This is a genomic window from Nitrincola salilacus, assembly GCF_046271865.1.
In the GTDB taxonomy this organism is placed as follows: domain Bacteria; phylum Pseudomonadota; class Gammaproteobacteria; order Pseudomonadales; family Balneatricaceae; genus Nitrincola; species Nitrincola salilacus.
The window spans coordinates 4,636,230-4,653,920 of sequence record NZ_CP176580.1 but is presented as its reverse complement, the minus strand read 5'-3'; the positions used below and the strand labels follow the sequence as shown (position 1 = coordinate 4,653,920).

The 17,691-nt window shown below is 51.8% G+C and carries 16 protein-coding genes and 1 tRNA gene; 11 read left to right on the top strand and 6 right to left on the bottom strand.

Going from position 1 to position 17,691, the window contains the following annotated elements; all coding sequences use genetic code 11:
- Positions 1–2: 2 nt before the first annotated feature.
- The gene (gene trmB, locus ACK3CJ_RS21380) at positions 3–701 is read left to right on the top strand and encodes a tRNA (guanosine(46)-N7)-methyltransferase TrmB (RefSeq protein WP_409524217.1); all 699 of its coding nucleotides are present in this window, start codon (positions 3–5) and stop codon (positions 699–701) included.
- An 86-nt stretch (positions 702–787) separates the two neighbouring features.
- On the opposite strand, the gene ACK3CJ_RS21375 is transcribed toward trmB, so the two are convergent.
- Positions 788–1,153 (bottom strand): Spy/CpxP family protein refolding chaperone, encoded by a 366-nt coding sequence (locus ACK3CJ_RS21375; protein WP_409524216.1) that lies wholly within the window; start codon positions 1,151–1,153, stop codon positions 788–790.
- A 142-nt stretch (positions 1,154–1,295) separates the two neighbouring features.
- On the opposite strand from ACK3CJ_RS21375, the gene ACK3CJ_RS21370 reads away from it, so the two are divergent.
- Together ACK3CJ_RS21370 and ACK3CJ_RS21365 are read left to right on the top strand one after the other, a co-directional pair.
- Positions 1,296–2,000 (top strand): response regulator, encoded by a 705-nt coding sequence (locus ACK3CJ_RS21370; RefSeq protein WP_409524215.1) that lies wholly within the window; start codon positions 1,296–1,298, stop codon positions 1,998–2,000.
- Positions 1,997–3,286, top strand: coding sequence for a HAMP domain-containing sensor histidine kinase (locus ACK3CJ_RS21365; protein WP_409524214.1), 1,290 nt, complete (start codon positions 1,997–1,999; stop codon positions 3,284–3,286). Before ACK3CJ_RS21370 ends, ACK3CJ_RS21365 begins: the two co-directional genes overlap by 4 nt.
- A 103-nt stretch (positions 3,287–3,389) precedes the next feature.
- Here ACK3CJ_RS21365 and glnK (ACK3CJ_RS21360) read toward each other — a convergent pair whose 3' ends face one another.
- The 3 genes from glnK (ACK3CJ_RS21360) to glnK (ACK3CJ_RS21350) form a co-directional block, all read right to left on the bottom strand.
- Positions 3,390–3,728, bottom strand: coding sequence for a P-II family nitrogen regulator (gene glnK / locus ACK3CJ_RS21360; RefSeq protein WP_151702217.1), 339 nt, complete (start codon positions 3,726–3,728; stop codon positions 3,390–3,392).
- Between the two features lie 193 nt (positions 3,729–3,921).
- Positions 3,922–5,196, bottom strand: coding sequence for an ammonium transporter (locus ACK3CJ_RS21355; RefSeq protein WP_409524213.1), 1,275 nt, complete (start codon positions 5,194–5,196; stop codon positions 3,922–3,924).
- 41 nt (positions 5,197–5,237) lie between these two features.
- Positions 5,238–5,576 (bottom strand): P-II family nitrogen regulator, encoded by a 339-nt coding sequence (glnK, locus tag ACK3CJ_RS21350; protein WP_409524212.1) that lies wholly within the window; start codon positions 5,574–5,576, stop codon positions 5,238–5,240.
- 676 nt (positions 5,577–6,252) lie between these two features.
- Here glnK (ACK3CJ_RS21350) and ACK3CJ_RS21345 point away from each other — a divergent pair.
- From ACK3CJ_RS21345 to ACK3CJ_RS21335, 3 genes are all read left to right on the top strand, one after another.
- A complete protein-coding gene (locus ACK3CJ_RS21345; RefSeq protein WP_409524211.1) occupies positions 6,253–6,516 on the top strand; it encodes a hypothetical protein in 264 nt (87 codons plus the stop codon).
- 108 nt (positions 6,517–6,624) lie between these two features.
- Positions 6,625–6,936, top strand: a complete 312-nt coding sequence (locus ACK3CJ_RS21340) for an accessory factor UbiK family protein (protein WP_409524210.1) — start codon at positions 6,625–6,627, stop codon at positions 6,934–6,936.
- A gap of 61 nt (positions 6,937–6,997) precedes the next feature.
- Entirely contained in the window at positions 6,998–8,506 is a 1,509-nt protein-coding gene (locus ACK3CJ_RS21335; protein ID WP_409524209.1) for a YifB family Mg chelatase-like AAA ATPase, read from the top strand.
- A 60-nt stretch (positions 8,507–8,566) separates the two neighbouring features.
- Here ACK3CJ_RS21335 and ACK3CJ_RS21330 read toward each other — a convergent pair whose 3' ends face one another.
- Complete coding sequence (locus ACK3CJ_RS21330) at positions 8,567–10,249, bottom strand: putative bifunctional diguanylate cyclase/phosphodiesterase (RefSeq protein WP_409524208.1); 1,683 nt, start codon at positions 10,247–10,249, stop codon at positions 8,567–8,569.
- Between the two features lie 294 nt (positions 10,250–10,543).
- Between ACK3CJ_RS21330 and rep the strand changes: the two genes are divergently transcribed.
- Entirely contained in the window at positions 10,544–12,559 is a 2,016-nt protein-coding gene (gene rep / locus ACK3CJ_RS21325; protein ID WP_409524207.1) for a DNA helicase Rep, read from the top strand.
- Between the two features lie 96 nt (positions 12,560–12,655).
- Here rep and ACK3CJ_RS21320 read toward each other — a convergent pair whose 3' ends face one another.
- Positions 12,656–13,114, bottom strand: coding sequence for a c-type cytochrome (locus ACK3CJ_RS21320; RefSeq protein WP_409524206.1), 459 nt, complete (start codon positions 13,112–13,114; stop codon positions 12,656–12,658).
- Between the two features lie 202 nt (positions 13,115–13,316).
- Between ACK3CJ_RS21320 and ACK3CJ_RS21315 the strand changes: the two genes are divergently transcribed.
- The 4 genes from ACK3CJ_RS21315 to ACK3CJ_RS21300 all read left to right on the top strand — a co-directional run bounded on the left by ACK3CJ_RS21315 (position 13,317) and on the right by ACK3CJ_RS21300 (position 17,610).
- Positions 13,317–13,393, top strand: a tRNA-Arg gene (locus ACK3CJ_RS21315).
- A gap of 203 nt (positions 13,394–13,596) precedes the next feature.
- Positions 13,597–14,508 carry a nuclease-related domain-containing protein gene (locus tag ACK3CJ_RS21310; protein WP_409524205.1) on the top strand — a complete coding sequence of 304 codons (912 nt, stop codon included), beginning with the start codon at positions 13,597–13,599 and terminating at the stop codon, positions 14,506–14,508.
- A 595-nt stretch (positions 14,509–15,103) separates the two neighbouring features.
- The gene (locus ACK3CJ_RS21305) at positions 15,104–15,424 is read left to right on the top strand and encodes a nucleotide pyrophosphohydrolase (RefSeq protein ID WP_409524204.1); all 321 of its coding nucleotides are present in this window, start codon (positions 15,104–15,106) and stop codon (positions 15,422–15,424) included.
- 11 nt (positions 15,425–15,435) lie between these two features.
- Positions 15,436–17,610, top strand: a complete 2,175-nt coding sequence (locus ACK3CJ_RS21300) for a DNA/RNA helicase domain-containing protein (protein WP_409524203.1) — start codon at positions 15,436–15,438, stop codon at positions 17,608–17,610.
- Positions 17,611–17,691: the final 81 nt, after the last annotated feature.

Below are 17,691 nucleotides of genomic sequence, written 5' to 3'. Positions count from 1 at the left end.
ATATGAGTGAAGAGATAGAGCAGAAGAGCCTGCGTTCGGTACGCAGTTTTGTTATCCGTGCGGGCCGCATGACCGAAGGGCAAGAGCGCGCGATGCAGGAGAACTGGCCAGTGTTCGGGCTGGAACTGAGCGCCGGGATGCAGGACTTCAGCCAGGTGTTCGGGCGCGATGCGGATATCGTGTTGGAGATAGGCTTTGGTATGGGGGCTTCACTGGCCGAAATGGCTCGCCTCATGCCGCAGAAGAACTTTATCGGTATCGAAGTGCATCCACCGGGTGTCGGCCGCCTGCTGTCGCATGTGCGCGATGAAGAGATCGGCAACATCCGCGTCTATCGCGAGGATGCGCTGGAGGTGCTGGAGAAATGTGTCCCGGATGCCTCACTGGAAACGGTTCAGCTGTTCTTTCCTGATCCCTGGCCGAAGAAACGCCATAACAAGCGTCGTATCGTGCAGCCAGCGTTTGCCGATCTGATCAGGCGCAAGCTCAAACTGGGCGGTCAGTTCCATATGGCAACCGACTGGGGGCCCTACGCCGAGCACATGATGGAAGTGATGAGTGCTGCCGAGGGCTATGAGAATCAGGCCGGAGAAGGGCAGTACTCACCACAGCCGGAATGGCGCCCGGTGACCAAGTTCCAGAAGCGTGGTGAAGATCTTGGCCATGGCGTCTGGGATCTGATTTTTGTGCGGACTGCCTGATCTTGCAGCAGCGACACATGAGCTTCTGAAACTAAAAGCGGAACCCCAGGGTTCCGCTTTTTGCTTATTAAGAGCCTGTAAAACTGTTAACCCTTGTTACGATCACCGCAATCGCCCTTCATGCCTCTTTTACCATCACGATCACCGCCTTTGTGCCATTGGCTGCGCTGTTCATCCATCTTTTCCAGCTGCTCTGGTGTCAGAATATCGGCCAGCTGCGCGCGCATCTCACTACGCATCTCTTCGCGCTTCTCCATGCGTGACTCATGCTGCTGTTTCCAGTTTTCCCGCAGTTGTTCAACCTGCTCATCGCTCAGCTCAAGACGTTCCTGCATCTTCTGCAGGTGACGCTCGCTGCGATCACCGTGTTTCCCCTCATTTGCAAGTGCGATGCCAGAGACCATCATACCTGCGATCAGTAGTGCGATACCTGCTTTGAATGGCTTTTTCATGTTGATGTTCCTTATGTGTTGCTGTTGATGTGATCAGTATCGCGCAGTGCAATGCAAAGTAGGGTTATCAACAGGTAAAGTTAGGTAAAGTCGCCTCAACAGGGTCGAAATGGCGGTATTATGCAGCGTAACGGAGGATGCGATGAATCAAGAGCGCTTACTGCTGGTGGATGATGACCGGCAACTGTCTGCAATGCTGGCAGATTATCTGATACACGAGGGCTATCAGGTGGCAACTGCCGCGGATGCGGATGAAGCCACTGCACTGCTGAGTCAGCCGGATCAGTTTGATCTGCTGGTGCTGGATATCATGATGCCGGGGCGCAGTGGCCTTGAACTGCTGCAGAGCCTGCGTCCGGCGCTTCAAGTGCCGGTGATCATGCTGACTGGCCGAGGTGATGAGATAGACAGAATTCTCGGGCTGGAGATGGGGGCAGATGACTATCTCGCCAAACCCTGCAACCCCAGAGAACTACTGGCACGGATAAGGGCCGTATTGAGACGTGCGCAGTATAGCGAACAAACAAACAAACCCCAGATATTGGAGATGCAGGGTATCCGATTGGATCCGGGCAGACGCGAAGTCAGGGTAAACGATGAATTGGTGGAACTGACCAGTGTCGAGTTTAATGTCCTGGCTGAGTTGATGCGTAAAGCCGGTGAAGTGCTGAGCAAGGAGCAACTGACCGAGCGGGTACTGCATCGTAAGCTGACCGCCTATGACCGGGCGCTGGATGTGCATGTCAGCCGTTTGCGGCAGAAACTGGCGCGACAGCATGAGGACGCCCCGGAGTTGATCAAAACGGTGCGCGGCCAAGGGTACCAGTTTATCCGGGGTGAATCATGAGATGGTACCAGCATCTGTTCTGGAAAATATTCATCTCGACCTGGCTGTTCAGCTCAATCACCATGGGGTTGCTGATATATGGTCTGATGACAGTCAACGAGCGCAGACATGGTCGGGATCTTTACGAAGAGAGGTTGTTGAGCCAGGCTCAAACGCTGATTGAGCGATATGAATCGGGTGACTCTTCCAGTCGATCCTCGCGGAATGAGGGGCACAGGCGGCAGCGCTTTCCACTGCAGATTCTGGATGTCGAAACCGGGCAGCGTCTGATCGAGTTGAGGCGACCTTTACCAGAGGGTCCAAAGGTACGCCTGGTATACGAGTCTGACGCCGGTCGGCAGTATCAGATACTGGCTCCTATGCCGGATGATCAGTTCCACTTGCAGCGCCTGCTGCAGTTCGGCGCATCGCTGCAGATGATCATGGTGGCGGTTGTAGCCGCGCTGGTGGCGTTGTTGACCAGCTTTCTGGTTGTGCGCCCTGTCAATCAATTACGACAACATGCGCGTGCCCTGCATGATCAGCAGAACCTCAGCACACGAGCAGAGGGGCACCTCAGCTCACGCAGGGATGAGATAGGCGAACTGGCGCGTGAATTCAATCTGATGGCTGCCTTTGTGGAAAAAACGCTGACAGGGCAGCAGAGGCTGCTCCAGGATGTGTCACATGAGCTTCGGGCACCGCTGGCGCGTTTGCAAGTGGCGGCCGGACTGGTCGAGCAGCAACTCGGAGGAAGTCATCGCAGCATTGATCAGATCAATCGAGAGTGTGAACAGCTTAACCATCTGATTGAGGAACTGCTGTCCTTGTCTCGGCTGGAGCAAGAGTCCGGTCAAGTGGAGCCTTGCCATCTGATGCCAATACTGGAGTCTCTGGTCGCTGATGCGCAGTTGACCCACCCTGAGCATGAGGTGTTGTTCAGTATTGATCCACCTGGCCTGAGTTGCTCTCTTAACGAGGCGCTGTTGCGTCGAGCGCTGGGCAATGCACTGGGGAATGCGCTGAAGCACACACCAGTCGGATCTCTTGTCGAGATTTTGGCACGCCACGATGGTAACCATCTACTGCTTAGTGTTGTGGATAACGGGCCGGGTGTGGATAAGTCTCTGCTGAAAACCCTGTTCAATCCGTTTGTCCGTGGTCAGCATAACCCGAGCGATGGTTATGGATTGGGTCTGAGTATTCTGCAACGCGCCGTTCAGCATATGGGAGGTAGCGTCAATGCGACGAATCGGAGCGAAGGAGGATTTGAGCTGGCGATGAAAATACCGGCCAGACTTGCCTGATAACAGTTGGCCGGTGATGGCGAGGCTCTGATGATTCGAGCCTCGCTGTGAATATTTAAAGCTGTGAATGCTCAGGTCTGTGAAGGCTTAGATCTGAAAATGCTTAGAGCGCGTCTGGACCCGTTTCGCCGGTACGGATACGGATAACCTGCTCCAGCGGCGTTACAAATATCTTGCCGTCGCCGATCTTCGAGGTGTTGGCTGTCTTGCTGATCGCCTCAATCACGGCATCGAGCATATCATCATCGACTGCCACTTCGATTTTGACCTTGGGCAGGAAGTCGACGACATACTCTGCTCCACGATACAGTTCAGTATGGCCTTTTTGCCGTCCGAAGCCTTTGACCTCGGTAACGGTGACACCCTGGATGCCGATATCAGACAAGGCTTCACGGACATCATCTAGCTTGAATGGTTTGATAATCGCAGTGATCAACTTCATGGTTTTCTCCTCAAAACCTGCAGTCATGGATAATGCCACGTCTGAATAAAAAATGCCCGAACTCAGTACCGAACTCAGTCCCGAACTCTGCGGGGGATGAATTCAAGTATACCTGTAACCTGTAGACAACGCATAGCACAGCGACAACGCAAAAAAGGAGCCCGAAGGCTCCTTTTAATTCAAGATCAGTAACTTACTTTTTAGCTGTAGCGAATTCAGGATAAGCTTCCATACCGCACTCAGCCAGATCCACACCGTCGTACTCTTCCTCTTCAGTGACACGGATACCCATTATGGCTTTCAGCACGATCCAGACGATCAGGCTGGCAATGAATACCCAGGCGAAGATGGCAACGATACCCAGAATCTGTGCACCGAAGGTGGCATCAGAGTTGGTCAGCGGTACTGCCAGCAGACCCCAGATACCGACCACGCCGTGAACGGAGATGGCGCCGACAGGATCGTCGATTTTCAGTTTATCCAGTGTCACGATGGCACCGACCACAATTAGACCACCAATAGCACCGATGACGGCTGCGCCTAGCGCTGTAGGAGCCAGAGGTCCAGCCGTAATGGCTACCAGGCCAGCCAGTGCACCGTTAAGTGCCATTGTCAGGTCCGCTTTTTTGAACCAGATGCGAGCAAAGATCAGAGCTGCAATGACACCGGCGGCGGCTGCAGCATTGGTGTTGACGAACACCTGAGCAACGTTGTTGGCAGAGTCGATATCAGACATCTTCAGCTCGGACCCGCCGTTGAAGCCGAACCAGCCCAGCCACAGGATTAAGGTACCCAGAGTTGCCAGTGGCATGTTGGCACCGGGGATCGCATTGATCTGGCCATCTTTACCGTACTTGCCTTTACGAGCACCCAGCACGATGACACCGGCCAGCGCTGCAGCAGCACCTGCCATGTGGACGATACCGGAGCCTGCATAGTCAGAGAAGCCTGCTTCGCTCAGGAAACCGCCGCCCCAGGTCCAGTAGCCGCTGACTGGATAGATAAAGCCGGTCATGACGACAGCGAAAGCCAGGAATGCCCAGAGCTTCATGCGCTCGGCAACGGCACCGGATACGATCGACATGCAGGTGGCAACGAATACAACCTGGAAGAAGAAGTCAGAACGCATGGAGTAGTAAGGGCCATCTTCGTCGCCGGCCAGAACCGCATCGACACTGTTCTCATCACCGATCAGTCCGCCCAGGCTTGGCAGAATGCCACCGGCGTCGGAGCTGTACATGATGTAGTAACCGCAGATCAGATACATGGTGCAGGCAATCGCATAAAGTGCGACGTTTTTGGTCAGGATCTCAGTGGTGTTCTTGGCGCGGACCAGACCGGCTTCGAGCATCGCAAAGCCTGCCGCCATCCACATGACCAGTGCACCGCAGATCAGGAAATAAAAGGTATCGATTGCGTAGGCGAGATGTGCAACATCTGCTGCCGTTGCATAGATGAGTTCTTCCATTGTTCAGCCCTCCAGCAGGCGAAAAATCGTCATAAGGGTTATTAAAGTGCGTCGTGTCCGGATTCACCGGTACGGATGCGGATAACCTGTTCAAGTGGGGTGACAAAAATTTTGCCATCACCGATCTTGCCGGTCTGAGCGGCTTTGCTGACCGCTTCAACGACCTGGTCGACCACGTCGTCTTTCACGGCGGCATCGATGCGAACCTTTGGAAGGAAATCAACGACATATTCCGCACCACGGTAGAGTTCTGTATGGCCTTTCTGACGACCGAAGCCTTTGACTTCTGTGACAGTGATACCTTGGATACCTATCTCGGAGAGCGCTTCGCGCACATCATCGAGCTTGAATGGCTTTATGATTGCTGAAACCAGTTTCATCGTTCAGTCCCTCTTTAAAGTAAAAGACCGAAACCAGTCGGACAGGTGAGTACCAGCTGATTTCGCTTGCTTGGTCTAAGCGAAAGCCGTGCCAGAAAAATAAAATATATATAAAACAATAAGATAACTATTTCATATCAAAGTGAATGATAGATATTGGTGCAGACAGGTGGCAGGTGTGGTTAAAAACTGTGCACTCGCTTCTATTGTGCTCTATTTTGGTGCGCTGTTGTTCGGCAACCTAATGGGCGCACTTTTGATGTGTGGTCGCAAAGTCACGTCCAGTCTCCCGTTTGGGAGTTCTCCTTTGTAATATCACCTTATGCACGCCGCAGCATAAGCTGAATCCATCTGTTGTCCCTCTCTCTCCACCTTATCCAGTATCAATCTATCAAAAATATATATTGATTATTCTTTATCTTATTAACGCAAATCAAAAATATAAAAAGATAATCTGTTATAAGCAATTGATCTAGTGGGGTATGCATTTTTTATTCTTATAAAACAATGTGTTACGCAACCAAGGTGGCATTGCTGAAGTGGTCTGAAATTATTTATTTTTATCATATATTTCAATGAGTTATGAGTCGTAAATTGTTGTATTTTTATTGTGATTTATCATAATTTATTTTATACTATTCATAGTAGTTAAATGATAATTCAAATAAGGATTAAGATGATGCAAGAGCGAGAAATAAGGCTGCTTTTTAAAGCAGGCGTGTTCGAATCGTGCCAGGCGATCCCTATTTCGATGTCACGGGGCTGGACGTTGAAATTCATCACAAGAGATCAGGAAGTGGTGATCCTGAATCTTCAGCGCTCTAACAGTGAGCGTGAGTTCAAGAGTCTGGATGGTGCAGCAGCGGTGGCGCGGCGAGTCGGATTTGACTGGTTGAATGTGCAGATAGGTGACCTGAAATGGCGCGAGAAGGTCTCTTGAGCGGGGGAACCTGAACAGAGGGGGCTGATCAGAAAACTCTGGTCAGAAAGTGTTGCCTGTCATGGAAGTGGTTTATAGTAATCAGTTCATACAGGCAGGAGGACAAAGATGATTCAGAACAAGCTCGTCGAAGGGCTGTCGGAGCAGATGACGCAATTGCTCAAAGGTGTGCGTGGATTACCTGGGCAGGAGCAGGTTGAACAGCAGATGCAGTTCCTGCTGCAAGGTGCGTTCAGCCGCCTGGATCTGGTCACGCGAGAAGAGTTTGATGCCCAGAGTGCGGTGCTGGCCAGAACGCGTGCGCGCCTGGAGGCATTGGAAGATAAAGTCGCTCAACTGGAGCAGTTGCTGGTACCCGGTAGTGCGAATACGCATCCGTCAGAGCCGGTCCAGACAGATCAAGAGAGCCGTGCGGAATAATTCAGTACGCACCCAATAAAGTGGGTTGCTCTATTCAGTTTGGATCACCAAGGAAGGTGTCATGTCATTATCGGTTATTCATACCCGCGCTCAGTTGGGTATTCAGTCTCCATCTGTGGCGGTGGAGGTACATCTGTCCGGCGGCTTGCCGTCACTGGCTATCGTCGGTTTACCCGAAACGGCTGTGAAAGAGAGTCGGGAACGGGTGCGCAGCGCCCTGATTACCGCGGGGTTCGATTTCCCTCAACGCCGTATCACCATCAATCTTGCACCTGCTGATCTGCCCAAAGAGGGTGGTCGTTATGATCTGGCGATTGCGCTCGGTATTTTGCAGGCGTCTGGCCAGTTGAAGAACGACAAGTTACATCAGTTTGAGGTGCTGGGGGAGTTGGCCCTGTCTGGCGAGATACGTTCGGTGCGTGGTGCACTGCCAGCGTCTATTGCCTGTGGGCAGGCACGGCGGGCGCTGATACTGCCAGCCTGTAATGCAGATGAAGCGACGCTTATGGGTGATACCCCAGTGCTCGGCGTCAGTCATCTGTTACAACTGCATCAGTATCTCAGTGGCAAGTTAAAGCTTGAGTTTGCCTGTCGAGTCGAAGCTGAAGAACCCTTGATTCATACCTGCCCGGATATGTCGGACGTGAAGGGGCAGCTTCAGGCCAGAAGAGCGTTGGAGGTAGCGGCGGCCGGGCAGCATAATCTGCTTTTTACCGGCCCGCCTGGCAGTGGTAAAAGCATGCTGGCTTCCCGGCTTCCCGGACTGTTGCCCGAACTGACACCTGAGCAGTGCCTTGAGGTGGCTGCGATTCACTCTGTTGCCGGTATGTCGGTGTTGGATGCCTGTCAGGGTGTGCGCCCTTTTCGTGCACCGCATCATACGGCCTCGGCTGCGGCCCTGGTTGGCGGTGGTTCGCACCCCCGGCCGGGTGAGATCTCTCTGGCGCATCAGGGGGTGTTGTTTCTGGATGAGTTACCTGAGTTTCCACGTCGCGTGCTGGATGTTTTGCGTGAACCAATGGAAACAGGAGAGATTCTGATCTCGCGTGCGGCCCGACAGACTCTGTATCCAGCTTGCTTCCAACTGGTAGCTGCGATGAATCCATGCGCATGCGGTTACTACGGTGATGGTACTGATCGCTGTATCTGTACGCCAGATCAGATTCGGCGCTATCAGGGCCGGGTGTCAGGTCCCTTACTGGATCGAATCGATATTCAGCTTTGGGTGGCGGCCTTGCCTGCCGATGCATTGCTGCGCCCCGGGGAGCAGGCAGAGAGTAGTGCCGACATACGGGCAAGGGTGTTGAGGGCGCGCGAGATTCAGCTTCAGCGTCAGGGTTCAAGCAACCGACTGCTCAGCGGGCGCTTCCTTGAGGAGCATTGTCATCTCGACAGCGATTCGCGCCGATTGCTGACACAGGCGATGGATAATCTGGGTATCTCGGCGCGCGCCTGTCATCGCTTGCTGCGTGTGGCTCGAACGCTTGCAGATCTGGAGGGACATGACCGGGTGGAACAGTCTCACCTGCTGGAGGCGTTGGCATTTCGGGGTAATGGATTGAGGCGTTAATGTGGCTGTTTATTGCAGGCTGGCATGGGCTTGGCTTTATCCGGTGGATGTCTAAGCAAGTTATTGCTCCAGCATAGCGTCCTGCTCAGGTCTTGCGGTGTCGAGCATGGCGAGGAATTTGTCGAGACTGACGGGGCGGCTGAACAGGTAGCCCTGAGCAAGATCGCAACCATGCAGGAGCAGGAACTCCAGTTGCCCCTGGGTTTCCACACCCTCGGCAATCACCTTGCGTTGCATGTTCTTGGCCAGGTTGATGATCGTTCGGACTATCTCTTCATCGTCCTTGTTGCCGGGGATGCCAGAGATAAAAGACTTATCGATTTTAAGTGTCGAGATGGGCAGCTTCTGCAGCAGTGAGAAGGAGGAGTAACCGGTGCCGAAATCATCAAGAGAGAACTCGACGCCAAGCGCACTGAGTGATTCCATGCACTGGCGCACATGGACCTCGTCGCTGAACAGCGCAGTTTCGGTCAGCTCAAACTCCAGCATGGTGGTATCGATATTGTATTTGTGAATCAGACGCTCAATGGTGTTGGCCAGATAGCCATCCTGAAACTGGCGGAAGGAGAGGTTGACACCTACATAGCCTCGCAGGCCAACATCACGCATCAGCTTCATATCCTTACCGGCCTGCTGTATCACCCAATAGCCGATCGGCACAATCAGGCCGGACTGTTCGCAGACCGGGATGAACGTATCGGGTGTAATCAGGCCGCGAGTGGGATGATGCCAGCGAATCAACGCTTCGGCGCCGACGATATCACCTGTGTTGAGATTGATACGGGGCTGGTAGTAAAGACTGAACTCTCCCTGCTGTAAGGCTCGCCATAGCTCGGGTTCCAGCGCAATACTGGAGCCACCTTCCTTGTCCTGCTTCGGATCATAGATGGCATAGCTATGACCGCGGAGCTTCTTGGCACGCAATCGTGCGAGACCGGAAAAACGGATCAGCGCATCAAATTCATGATGATGCAGCGGGGCCTGAGCGATGCCGATACTACAACTGATAGTCGCTTCGCTATCATCGATCTGATAGCCGGGGATCATCGCTTCGATCAGATGCTCTGTCATCTGCTGCGTGGCTTCCTGCAGCGAGTCCTCAGGCCGAACAATCAGTATGATCGTAAATTCGTCATTCCCGATACGTGCCAGGTGTGAGCTTCCCTGACAGCGCCGCAGACGCCGGCTCAGCTCCAGCACAACGCGGTCACCCGCATCATGGCCCATATTGTTATTGAAGGCGCTGAAGTTATCGATATCGATGGCAAACAGGGCGACTTTGAATCCCTGATCGAGTCGCTTCAAAGCGCTTTGTAACTGACTGTAAAAGTATTGTCGATTACCGGTGCCTGTCAGCGGATCAGTGGTCTGAATCTCAAACAGCGCCTTGTGATTGCGCAGGTTTGCCGAGGCATAGCGCAGAACACGAAACAACGTGGAGGTGTCCAGCTGATCCAGATTGATATAATCATTCAGAGGATGTTGCAGCAGATACTCCAGCCGTTCCGGCGTATCCTGTTCCAGTAAAACTATCAGCGGAATTCCGTTATACTGCTCGCTGTGATTCAGCGGTGTCTGGTCGACGTTGTCTATCGCATTTTCATGCAGCAGCAGAATGGTTGGCTCTGGCTCTCTCAGGGTTTCAGCGGCGAGATCAAGGGATGGAAACAGCAACAGATTACACGCAGGAGGGAGCAAGCTGGTCAGGCGCTGTATCGCCATAGCATCCGGATCTATCAGCACAAGTCTGCAACCAGGATGTATAAGGGCCTGCTCTACTGCTAGCATCTTGCCGGTTACCTCTGTAGGTTTGTCTGACCCGCTGTCGGATGGCGACCGGCAGGCTACAAGCTTAACGATAACTGAGTTTTAATGTCAGTGTATATTACCCTAGCCTAACATGTCACATACCTAATTCAAACAACCGTTTGAAAAGCTGTTTGTTGATCAATATGATGACCAATTTTGTTTGAGTGAAGCATGATCTTTCCAAGCATATCGGCTGATATCCAAAATTATTTAGGCCTGTAATAATTTATGAGTAAACTGAATCCGCGGCAGAAAGATGCGGTGCATTATATCGGTGGCCCACTGCTGGTGCTGGCGGGTGCCGGTTCGGGTAAAACCAGCGTGATTACCCGCAAGATAGCCTACCTTGTTAAAGAGTGCGAGATCAGTGCACGGCATATTGCGGCTGTTACCTTTACCAATAAAGCAGCTCGTGAAATGAAGGAGCGTGTCATGCAACTATTGCAGGGATGTGACAGCCGTGGCTTGACCGTGTCCACATTTCACAACCTTGGCCTGAACATCATTCGTCGCGAACACAAAACACTGGGTCTTAAACCCGGCTTCTCAATCTTTGACGATCAGGACAGTAAGGCGCTGTTGCGCGACCTGCTGCTGCACCATGATGAAGATGCCGAGCAGGTTGGCATGGTGCAACACCAGATCTCCAGTTGGAAAAACGACATGCTGGAACCGCACCAGGCGCTGGCTAAAGCCGCGCTGCCGGATGAGATACTGGCGGCTCGTGCCTATGAGGCCTATGCAAAATCCCTGCGCGCCTATAATGCCGTAGATTTTGATGACCTGATTCTGGTGCCGGTACGACTCTTTTCACAACAACCGGATGTGCTGACGCGCTGGCAGGGGCGGATACGTTACCTGCTGGTGGATGAGTATCAGGATACCAACCTGTCGCAGTATCGATTGGTCAGGCAACTGGTCGGGCATCGCAATGCACTCACAGTAGTGGGTGATGACGATCAGTCTATCTATGCCTGGCGTGGCGCGCGGCCCGAGAATCTGGGCCAGTTGCAGGAAGATTTCCCCAGCCTCAAGGTGATCAAGCTGGAGCAGAACTACCGTTCTACAGGCTGCATCCTCAAGGCAGCCAACACCCTGATCGATAACAACCCGCATGTGTTCGACAAAAAACTCTGGAGCGACAAGGGCTTTGGTGAACCGATCCGCATCATTTACACCCGCAATGATGAAACGGAATCAGAGCGTATTGCCACCGAGATCATGGATCGTCATCTGCGTGAAAGAATTCCTTTCCGTGACTTTGCCGTGCTCTATCGGGGTAACCATCAGGCGCGTCTGCTGGAGATGAAACTGCAGCACTTTCAGGTGCCTTACAAAATCAGCGGTGGCACCTCCTTCTTTGCCCGTGCCGAGATCAAGGATCTGATGGCCTATCTGCGTTTGCTGGTCAATCAGTCAGATGACAACGCATTTCTGCGTATTGTGAATTTGCCGCGCAGGGAAATAGGGCCCACCACACTGCAGCATCTGGGTGAATATGCGAGCTCTCGTTTGATCAGTCTGTTTGAAGCCTGTGACGAGATGGGGCTGGAGCAGGTGCTGCCTGCTCAGGCGATCACCCGCCTGCAACGCTTCTGTCGTTGGATGCAGCATCTGCTGAGGCTGTGCCATGAGGGTGACCCGATCGCGGCGGTGCGTGAGATGATTCTGGATATGGACTACGAGGGCTGGATCCGTCAGGGCAGTTCCAGTGATGTGGTGGCTGAGAAACGGATGCAGAATGTCTGGTTTCTGGTTGAGTCCCTCAAGGCGACACTGGAGCGATTGCAGGAGGAGGACTCTGATGCCGGTATTCAGGAGGCGATTGCCCGTCTGCTGTTGCTGGATCTGCTGGATCGCCAGGAGGAAGAGGATGATTCCGATCGGGTGCAACTGATGACGCTGCACGCCTCCAAGGGGCTGGAGTTTCCGCATGTGTTCCTGATGGGCATGGAGGAGGAGTTGCTGCCACATCGTAACAGCATCGAAGGCGATACCATCGAAGAGGAGCGGCGGCTGGCCTATGTAGGTATTACCAGAGCCAGAGAAACACTGACCATGACGCTGGCTAAGAAGCGCAAGCAGTTCGGTGAGTGGATAGATTGCGCGCCGAGTCGTTTTCTGCAGGAGCTGCCGCAAGAGGATCTGGTCACAGAGGGGTTGGGAGAGAGCTCTCCGGAGGTCAACAAGGCACGGGGCCGGGCAACCATCAGCAGCCTTAAAGGGCTGTTGGACGATTTCTGACTCTGTAGTTTTGAAATTCTGTAACTTTTAAATTCTGTAATAGAAAAAGGTCAGGCGATCGTGCGACCGTCTGACCTTCACAGTCACTGAAAAGGATCAGTCGTTAGCCAGCATGTACTCAATGGTGGCTTCGATCTCTTCATCGGAGCAGTCAGCACAGGTACCGCGTGCAGGCATGGCGTTGATGCCGTTGATGGCATTAGCCAGCAGCGTATCCATGCCTTTTTCATTCAGACGTGCAGACATCTGGCCTTCACCGAATTTTGGTGCATCCAGTACACCAGTACCGTGGCAGGCAGCACAACTGCGAGTATAGATGGACTCACCAGTACGACCTGCAGTTGCAGCGGCTGGTGCAGCTGCGGCAGCAGCAGTGCCGCAGGTTTCATCACCCTGCACACAGATATTGCCATGAGGCTTGATGCGTTCAATGATCGCATCACGATCAGTAGCAGCATGAATCGAGCCGGCCAACACCAGACCCAGTCCCAGTGTGCACAGTGCGGATGCAGCTTTTGCAGCAAATTTGTTCACAGTCACGACCTCATCACTCATAAGAAAACCGGTAGCAGAAATACCTGACCTGCCACCTGCGTCAGCCCAAGGCTTCAGGTGCAGACAAGGCTGCTCATATTTTGACTGGCGATTATACCGATTTAATAGCCATACGGAAATGCGGCATTTCAGATCTTATTCGTCAGGACTTGGCAAAATGATCATACCTGCGTAAGATTGGCGCCCTGTAACACCAGCCTACGCGCCCGTAGCTCAGCTGGATAGAGTAGCAGGTTCCGATCCTGTTGGTCGGGGGTTCGAATCCCTCCGGGCGCGCCATCTTGCTTATCCCCTCTTTTGTCTTTTTACTTCAGCATTTTAGCTTTCGGAAATCGCTATTCTATCCAACTGAGCCACGGGCACGCAGGCGGATGTTAACTGCGCAATTCCGGAGTTGGTCACAATCTGGTCACAGTGGGTGGTTTAACACCGGAGGAATGTTTATTATCGGGTGATATTGCTGAATAGGACTCTTCGTGGTCATGGACTGGCTTTCTCCGTTATTTACCTCTCTTTTGGTCGTTGCTCTCTATCTTTCCCCTTTGTTTTTACTGACAGGGATTGCGATCTATACCAAGCGGTTGCTGTCGAAAAATCGGACAAGCCCTCTCGGGGCTGATCTGCTGAGACCTGCTGGATACAGTCTACAAAAAACGATTGATGATCTTCAGTCGGACCTCATGGGGGTTTTCATCGCTATACCCATGATGAGTAGCTCTGTTCCTCTTATTTTTTTGGCTCAAGAAAAATTATCTGACAAGCAGTTGGGCTGGGGAACGTGGCTCTTCGCGGTCTGTACTGTGGTTGCTGTTGTTGGATACCAAATCTACAAATCAGTAGGCATTGTGAAGAGGTTGGCAATACTGCGTTTGGGACTGGCGTGTGAAATGGCAGTTGGGCAGGAGCTTGAGCAGATTATACGGCCTGAAAATCACCCTTACCGAATCTTTCATGATCTACAGTTTGACGGCTTCAATGTTGATCATCTTGTAGTGAGTCCTAATGGCGTGTTTGTGATTGAGACGAAAGGGCGCTCGAAGCAAGTTGTGGATGGTAAGAAACAAGCCCGGGTTCGGCTCGAAAACGATACCCTGCACTTTCCGGGCCACTTTGAGAAAAAGCCACTTGAGCAGGTTCGTATGAATGTAAGAACTGTGAAAAGATGGCTGGCTGATGCTACTGGGTTTGATGTGCCGGTGGCTGGGGTGCTTGTATTGCCGGGTTGGTATGTAGAGCGAAAGCAGAGAGCAATGGATCCATATGTGCTGAGCGCTAAAGAACTCCCAACTCAGCTACCTCGGCTAAGTGCCGGTGCGCTGGAGCTGGGGCAGGTGAAGGCGGTGTCTTATCAGGTTGAGCAGCGTGTTCGAAATGTTGATAGAGAAAGGGTTTAGTGGCAATGAACCCTGCCTGCACTGTTATCCATATGGCAGCACTGTCCAGGAGGAGAGCTCTTACGGCAACCGCCACCATGTGCAAATGCCAGACTGCTGGTGAAAAGGAGAACCAAAGCCAAAGCCAGTAACTTTTTCATTCGTCATTCTCTCTGTGATTACTTCTGTGTGCTCATAATCCTTAGGCAACATTTGATCGGCGATGTTTATGGTGACAACAACATTGTTGAGCCTCTTCCACAACATCCCTGAGGGAAGACATCATTAGCTTATAGATCAAATACTGTATTGTGGCTAATTATTCTGTTTACTGGCATGTTCTTTTTATGAAGGGGTGCCAGGAGATGTCCCGGTGACCAATGACTGTAAGAGCGTTGAACAGGTCTAGGTCTGTCTTAACTATCATTGAGCCTTTGCTTTGGGATGGCTCAATGAGCACAGGCTGTTATAACATGAAGGCACTGGAGATAAGCGGATTTCTGTATCCTTTATAAGTCTGCTAATGTTCTGACCAAGACTGCCTTAGGGTTACCATTTTGGGGATCTCTTACTGAAAAAGTGGCGGTCTCGTGCATCAGGTAAATGGAGTGTTTTGATGAATGAGGTGATGGCTCGGTTGCGTCAGTTCCGGGATGATAGAGACTGGAAACAGTTCCACAACCCCAAGGATTTATCGATGGCTCTGAGTATTGAGGCAGCGGAGCTACTGGAGCTGTTCCTTTGGAAATCGCCGGAACAGGCCGACGTAAACAAGATTAAGGAAGAGTTGGCCGATGTTATTGCCTACGCGTTGCTGTTGGCTGACAACTATGACCTGGATGTCGAAAAAATTGTTCTCGACAAGATCGCGCTGAACGAAAAGAAATACCCAGTCAGCAAGGCAAAAGGCAAAGCAACAAAGTACACCGAACTATGAGTCATTCGTCGATGGTTGAAGTACAGCGTTTCCCTTTCAGCCGGGAAGCCCTTGACGATTTGCGCGACAATGCCTTCGCTACTGGTAGCTGGCCTCTGGTGTACATCCTCAGTGACGAAAAACAACTGCAGGCCTATATCGGCGAAACCACAGATGCGCTCACCCGAATGAGTACGCACCTCAAACATGACGAGAAGCAACTGTTGACAGCTGTTCACTTGATTACCAGTGGGTATTTCAACAAATCCGCTACTTTGGATGTTGAGTCGATGCTGATTAAATACATAGCGGCTGATGGTAAATACAACCTGCTGAACGGCAATCTCGGACTGGTTGATCACAACTATTACCAGCGCGGTTCCCTGTACGATGATGTATTCCGGGAAGTCTGGAACCGTCTGATTGCCTGTGGTGTGGTTTCTCGAACCCTCGACTACCTCGATAACTCAGACGTATTCAAATACTCTCCTTACAAATCCCTGTCTTTTGACCAACGGCAGGGGTTGCTAACTATCATGCATGAACTACTTAATCCTGATGTGCGGAACATCGTGGTTGAAGGGGGAGCTGGAACCGGTAAGTCAGTTTTAGCGATCTTTCTGTTCAAGTTGCTCCATGCAGAAGATCACCGAGTTGAGCTGAGGGAGTTCACCGATGAGGAGGCCGAGATTCGCTCTCTGCTGGCAGCGCTCAGACAAAAAATGCCCAAGCCAAAGATGGCGCTTGTGGTACCGATGACCTCGTTCCGGACAACCCTTAAAAAAGCCTTTAAGCACGTTTCAGGACTTAGCCCGAAGATGGTTATCAGCCCGTCTGAGCTTTCCAATCAGCACTATGACATCGTGCTGGTGGACGAGTCCCATCGCTTACGCAAACGTAAGAACCTTGGCGCTTATTTCGGCAGCTTCGACAAGGCCTGTGATGCGCTGGGTATGGACAAATATAGTTGCAGTGAAGTGGACTGGGTGTGCCAGCAATCGGATAAAGCCATTTTCTTTTATGATCAGGGCCAATCCATCAAGCCTTCTGATGCGGATGTAGAAGATTTCCAGCGCCTGAAGTCGTCCAGAGGTTCGGTGACGCATCAGTTGCTGTCTCAGTTTCGGGTGAAGGCAGGGCAACCCTATGTTGAGTTTATCGACAAGCTGCTTAATTGCCGTGTTGATGATGGAGCCGTTTTTACCACCAAGAACTATGAGTTTGAGGTGTTTGACTCACTAGGGGATATGGTCAATACCCTTAATGAAAAGGAGCGACAAGTAGGGTTGTCTCGCATGATTGCCGGTTATTCCTGGCCATGGGTATCCAAGAGGGATGTCGATGCCTATGACATTGTGATCGGCGGCGTTCATTTGCGCTGGAATAGCACAAACACCGACTGGATCAACAAGGAAAATTCACACAAGGAAGTAGGGTGCATTCATACTACTCAGGGTTATGACCTGAACTATGCTGGCATCATATTTGGTGAAGAGATCCGGTACGACCCTCAAAGTCAGTCTATAGTGATCGTCAAAGGTAACTACCATGACCGCACCGGCAGACAAGGCATTGAGGATCCGGCAGAGCTGAAGCAGTACATCATCAACATTTATCGGACCATTATGATGCGAGGCATTCGCGGAACCTTTGTCTATGCCTGTGACGATGCTCTGCGGGATTACTTCAAACAACATATTCCAGTTCATGCCGACGAGATGCAGGCGGAAGCCTCCAGTGTGGTAGAACTTGAGCCCTATGTGAATGCCGTGCCGCTGTTTGACTTACAGGTTGCTGCCGGCAATTTCAGTGATATTCATTTCGCTGAGCACCGGGATTGGGTTGCCGTACCCGAGGGCACCCGAGTGAGTGAAGGCATGTTCGCCTGTAGGGTCATTGGTGAATCCATGAACCGGGTTATTCCAAATAACGCCTTATGCTTATTCAGTGTGGATAGTGGCGGCACCCGAAATGGAAAGACGGTCTTGGTGGAATGCATTGATGCTATTGATGCAGAATCAGGCTCACGATACACAGTTAAGGTTTACGAAAGCTTTAAATCTGAGGACGAAAGTGGTTGGTGCCACGCCCGTATTCAGCTGAAACCTAACTCTTACGATGACAGCTTCCAGCCCATTGAGCTAATGGATGATGAAGACTTGCAATACTGTGTTGTAGGAGAGTTTGTACGCGTTCTAGACCAATAGCGCCTTCTTCAGAATGCTAGTCTTATTGAAGGATGGCGATAGACACCGTTGCTGATATTGAGCGAATGAAAGAGCTTTTCA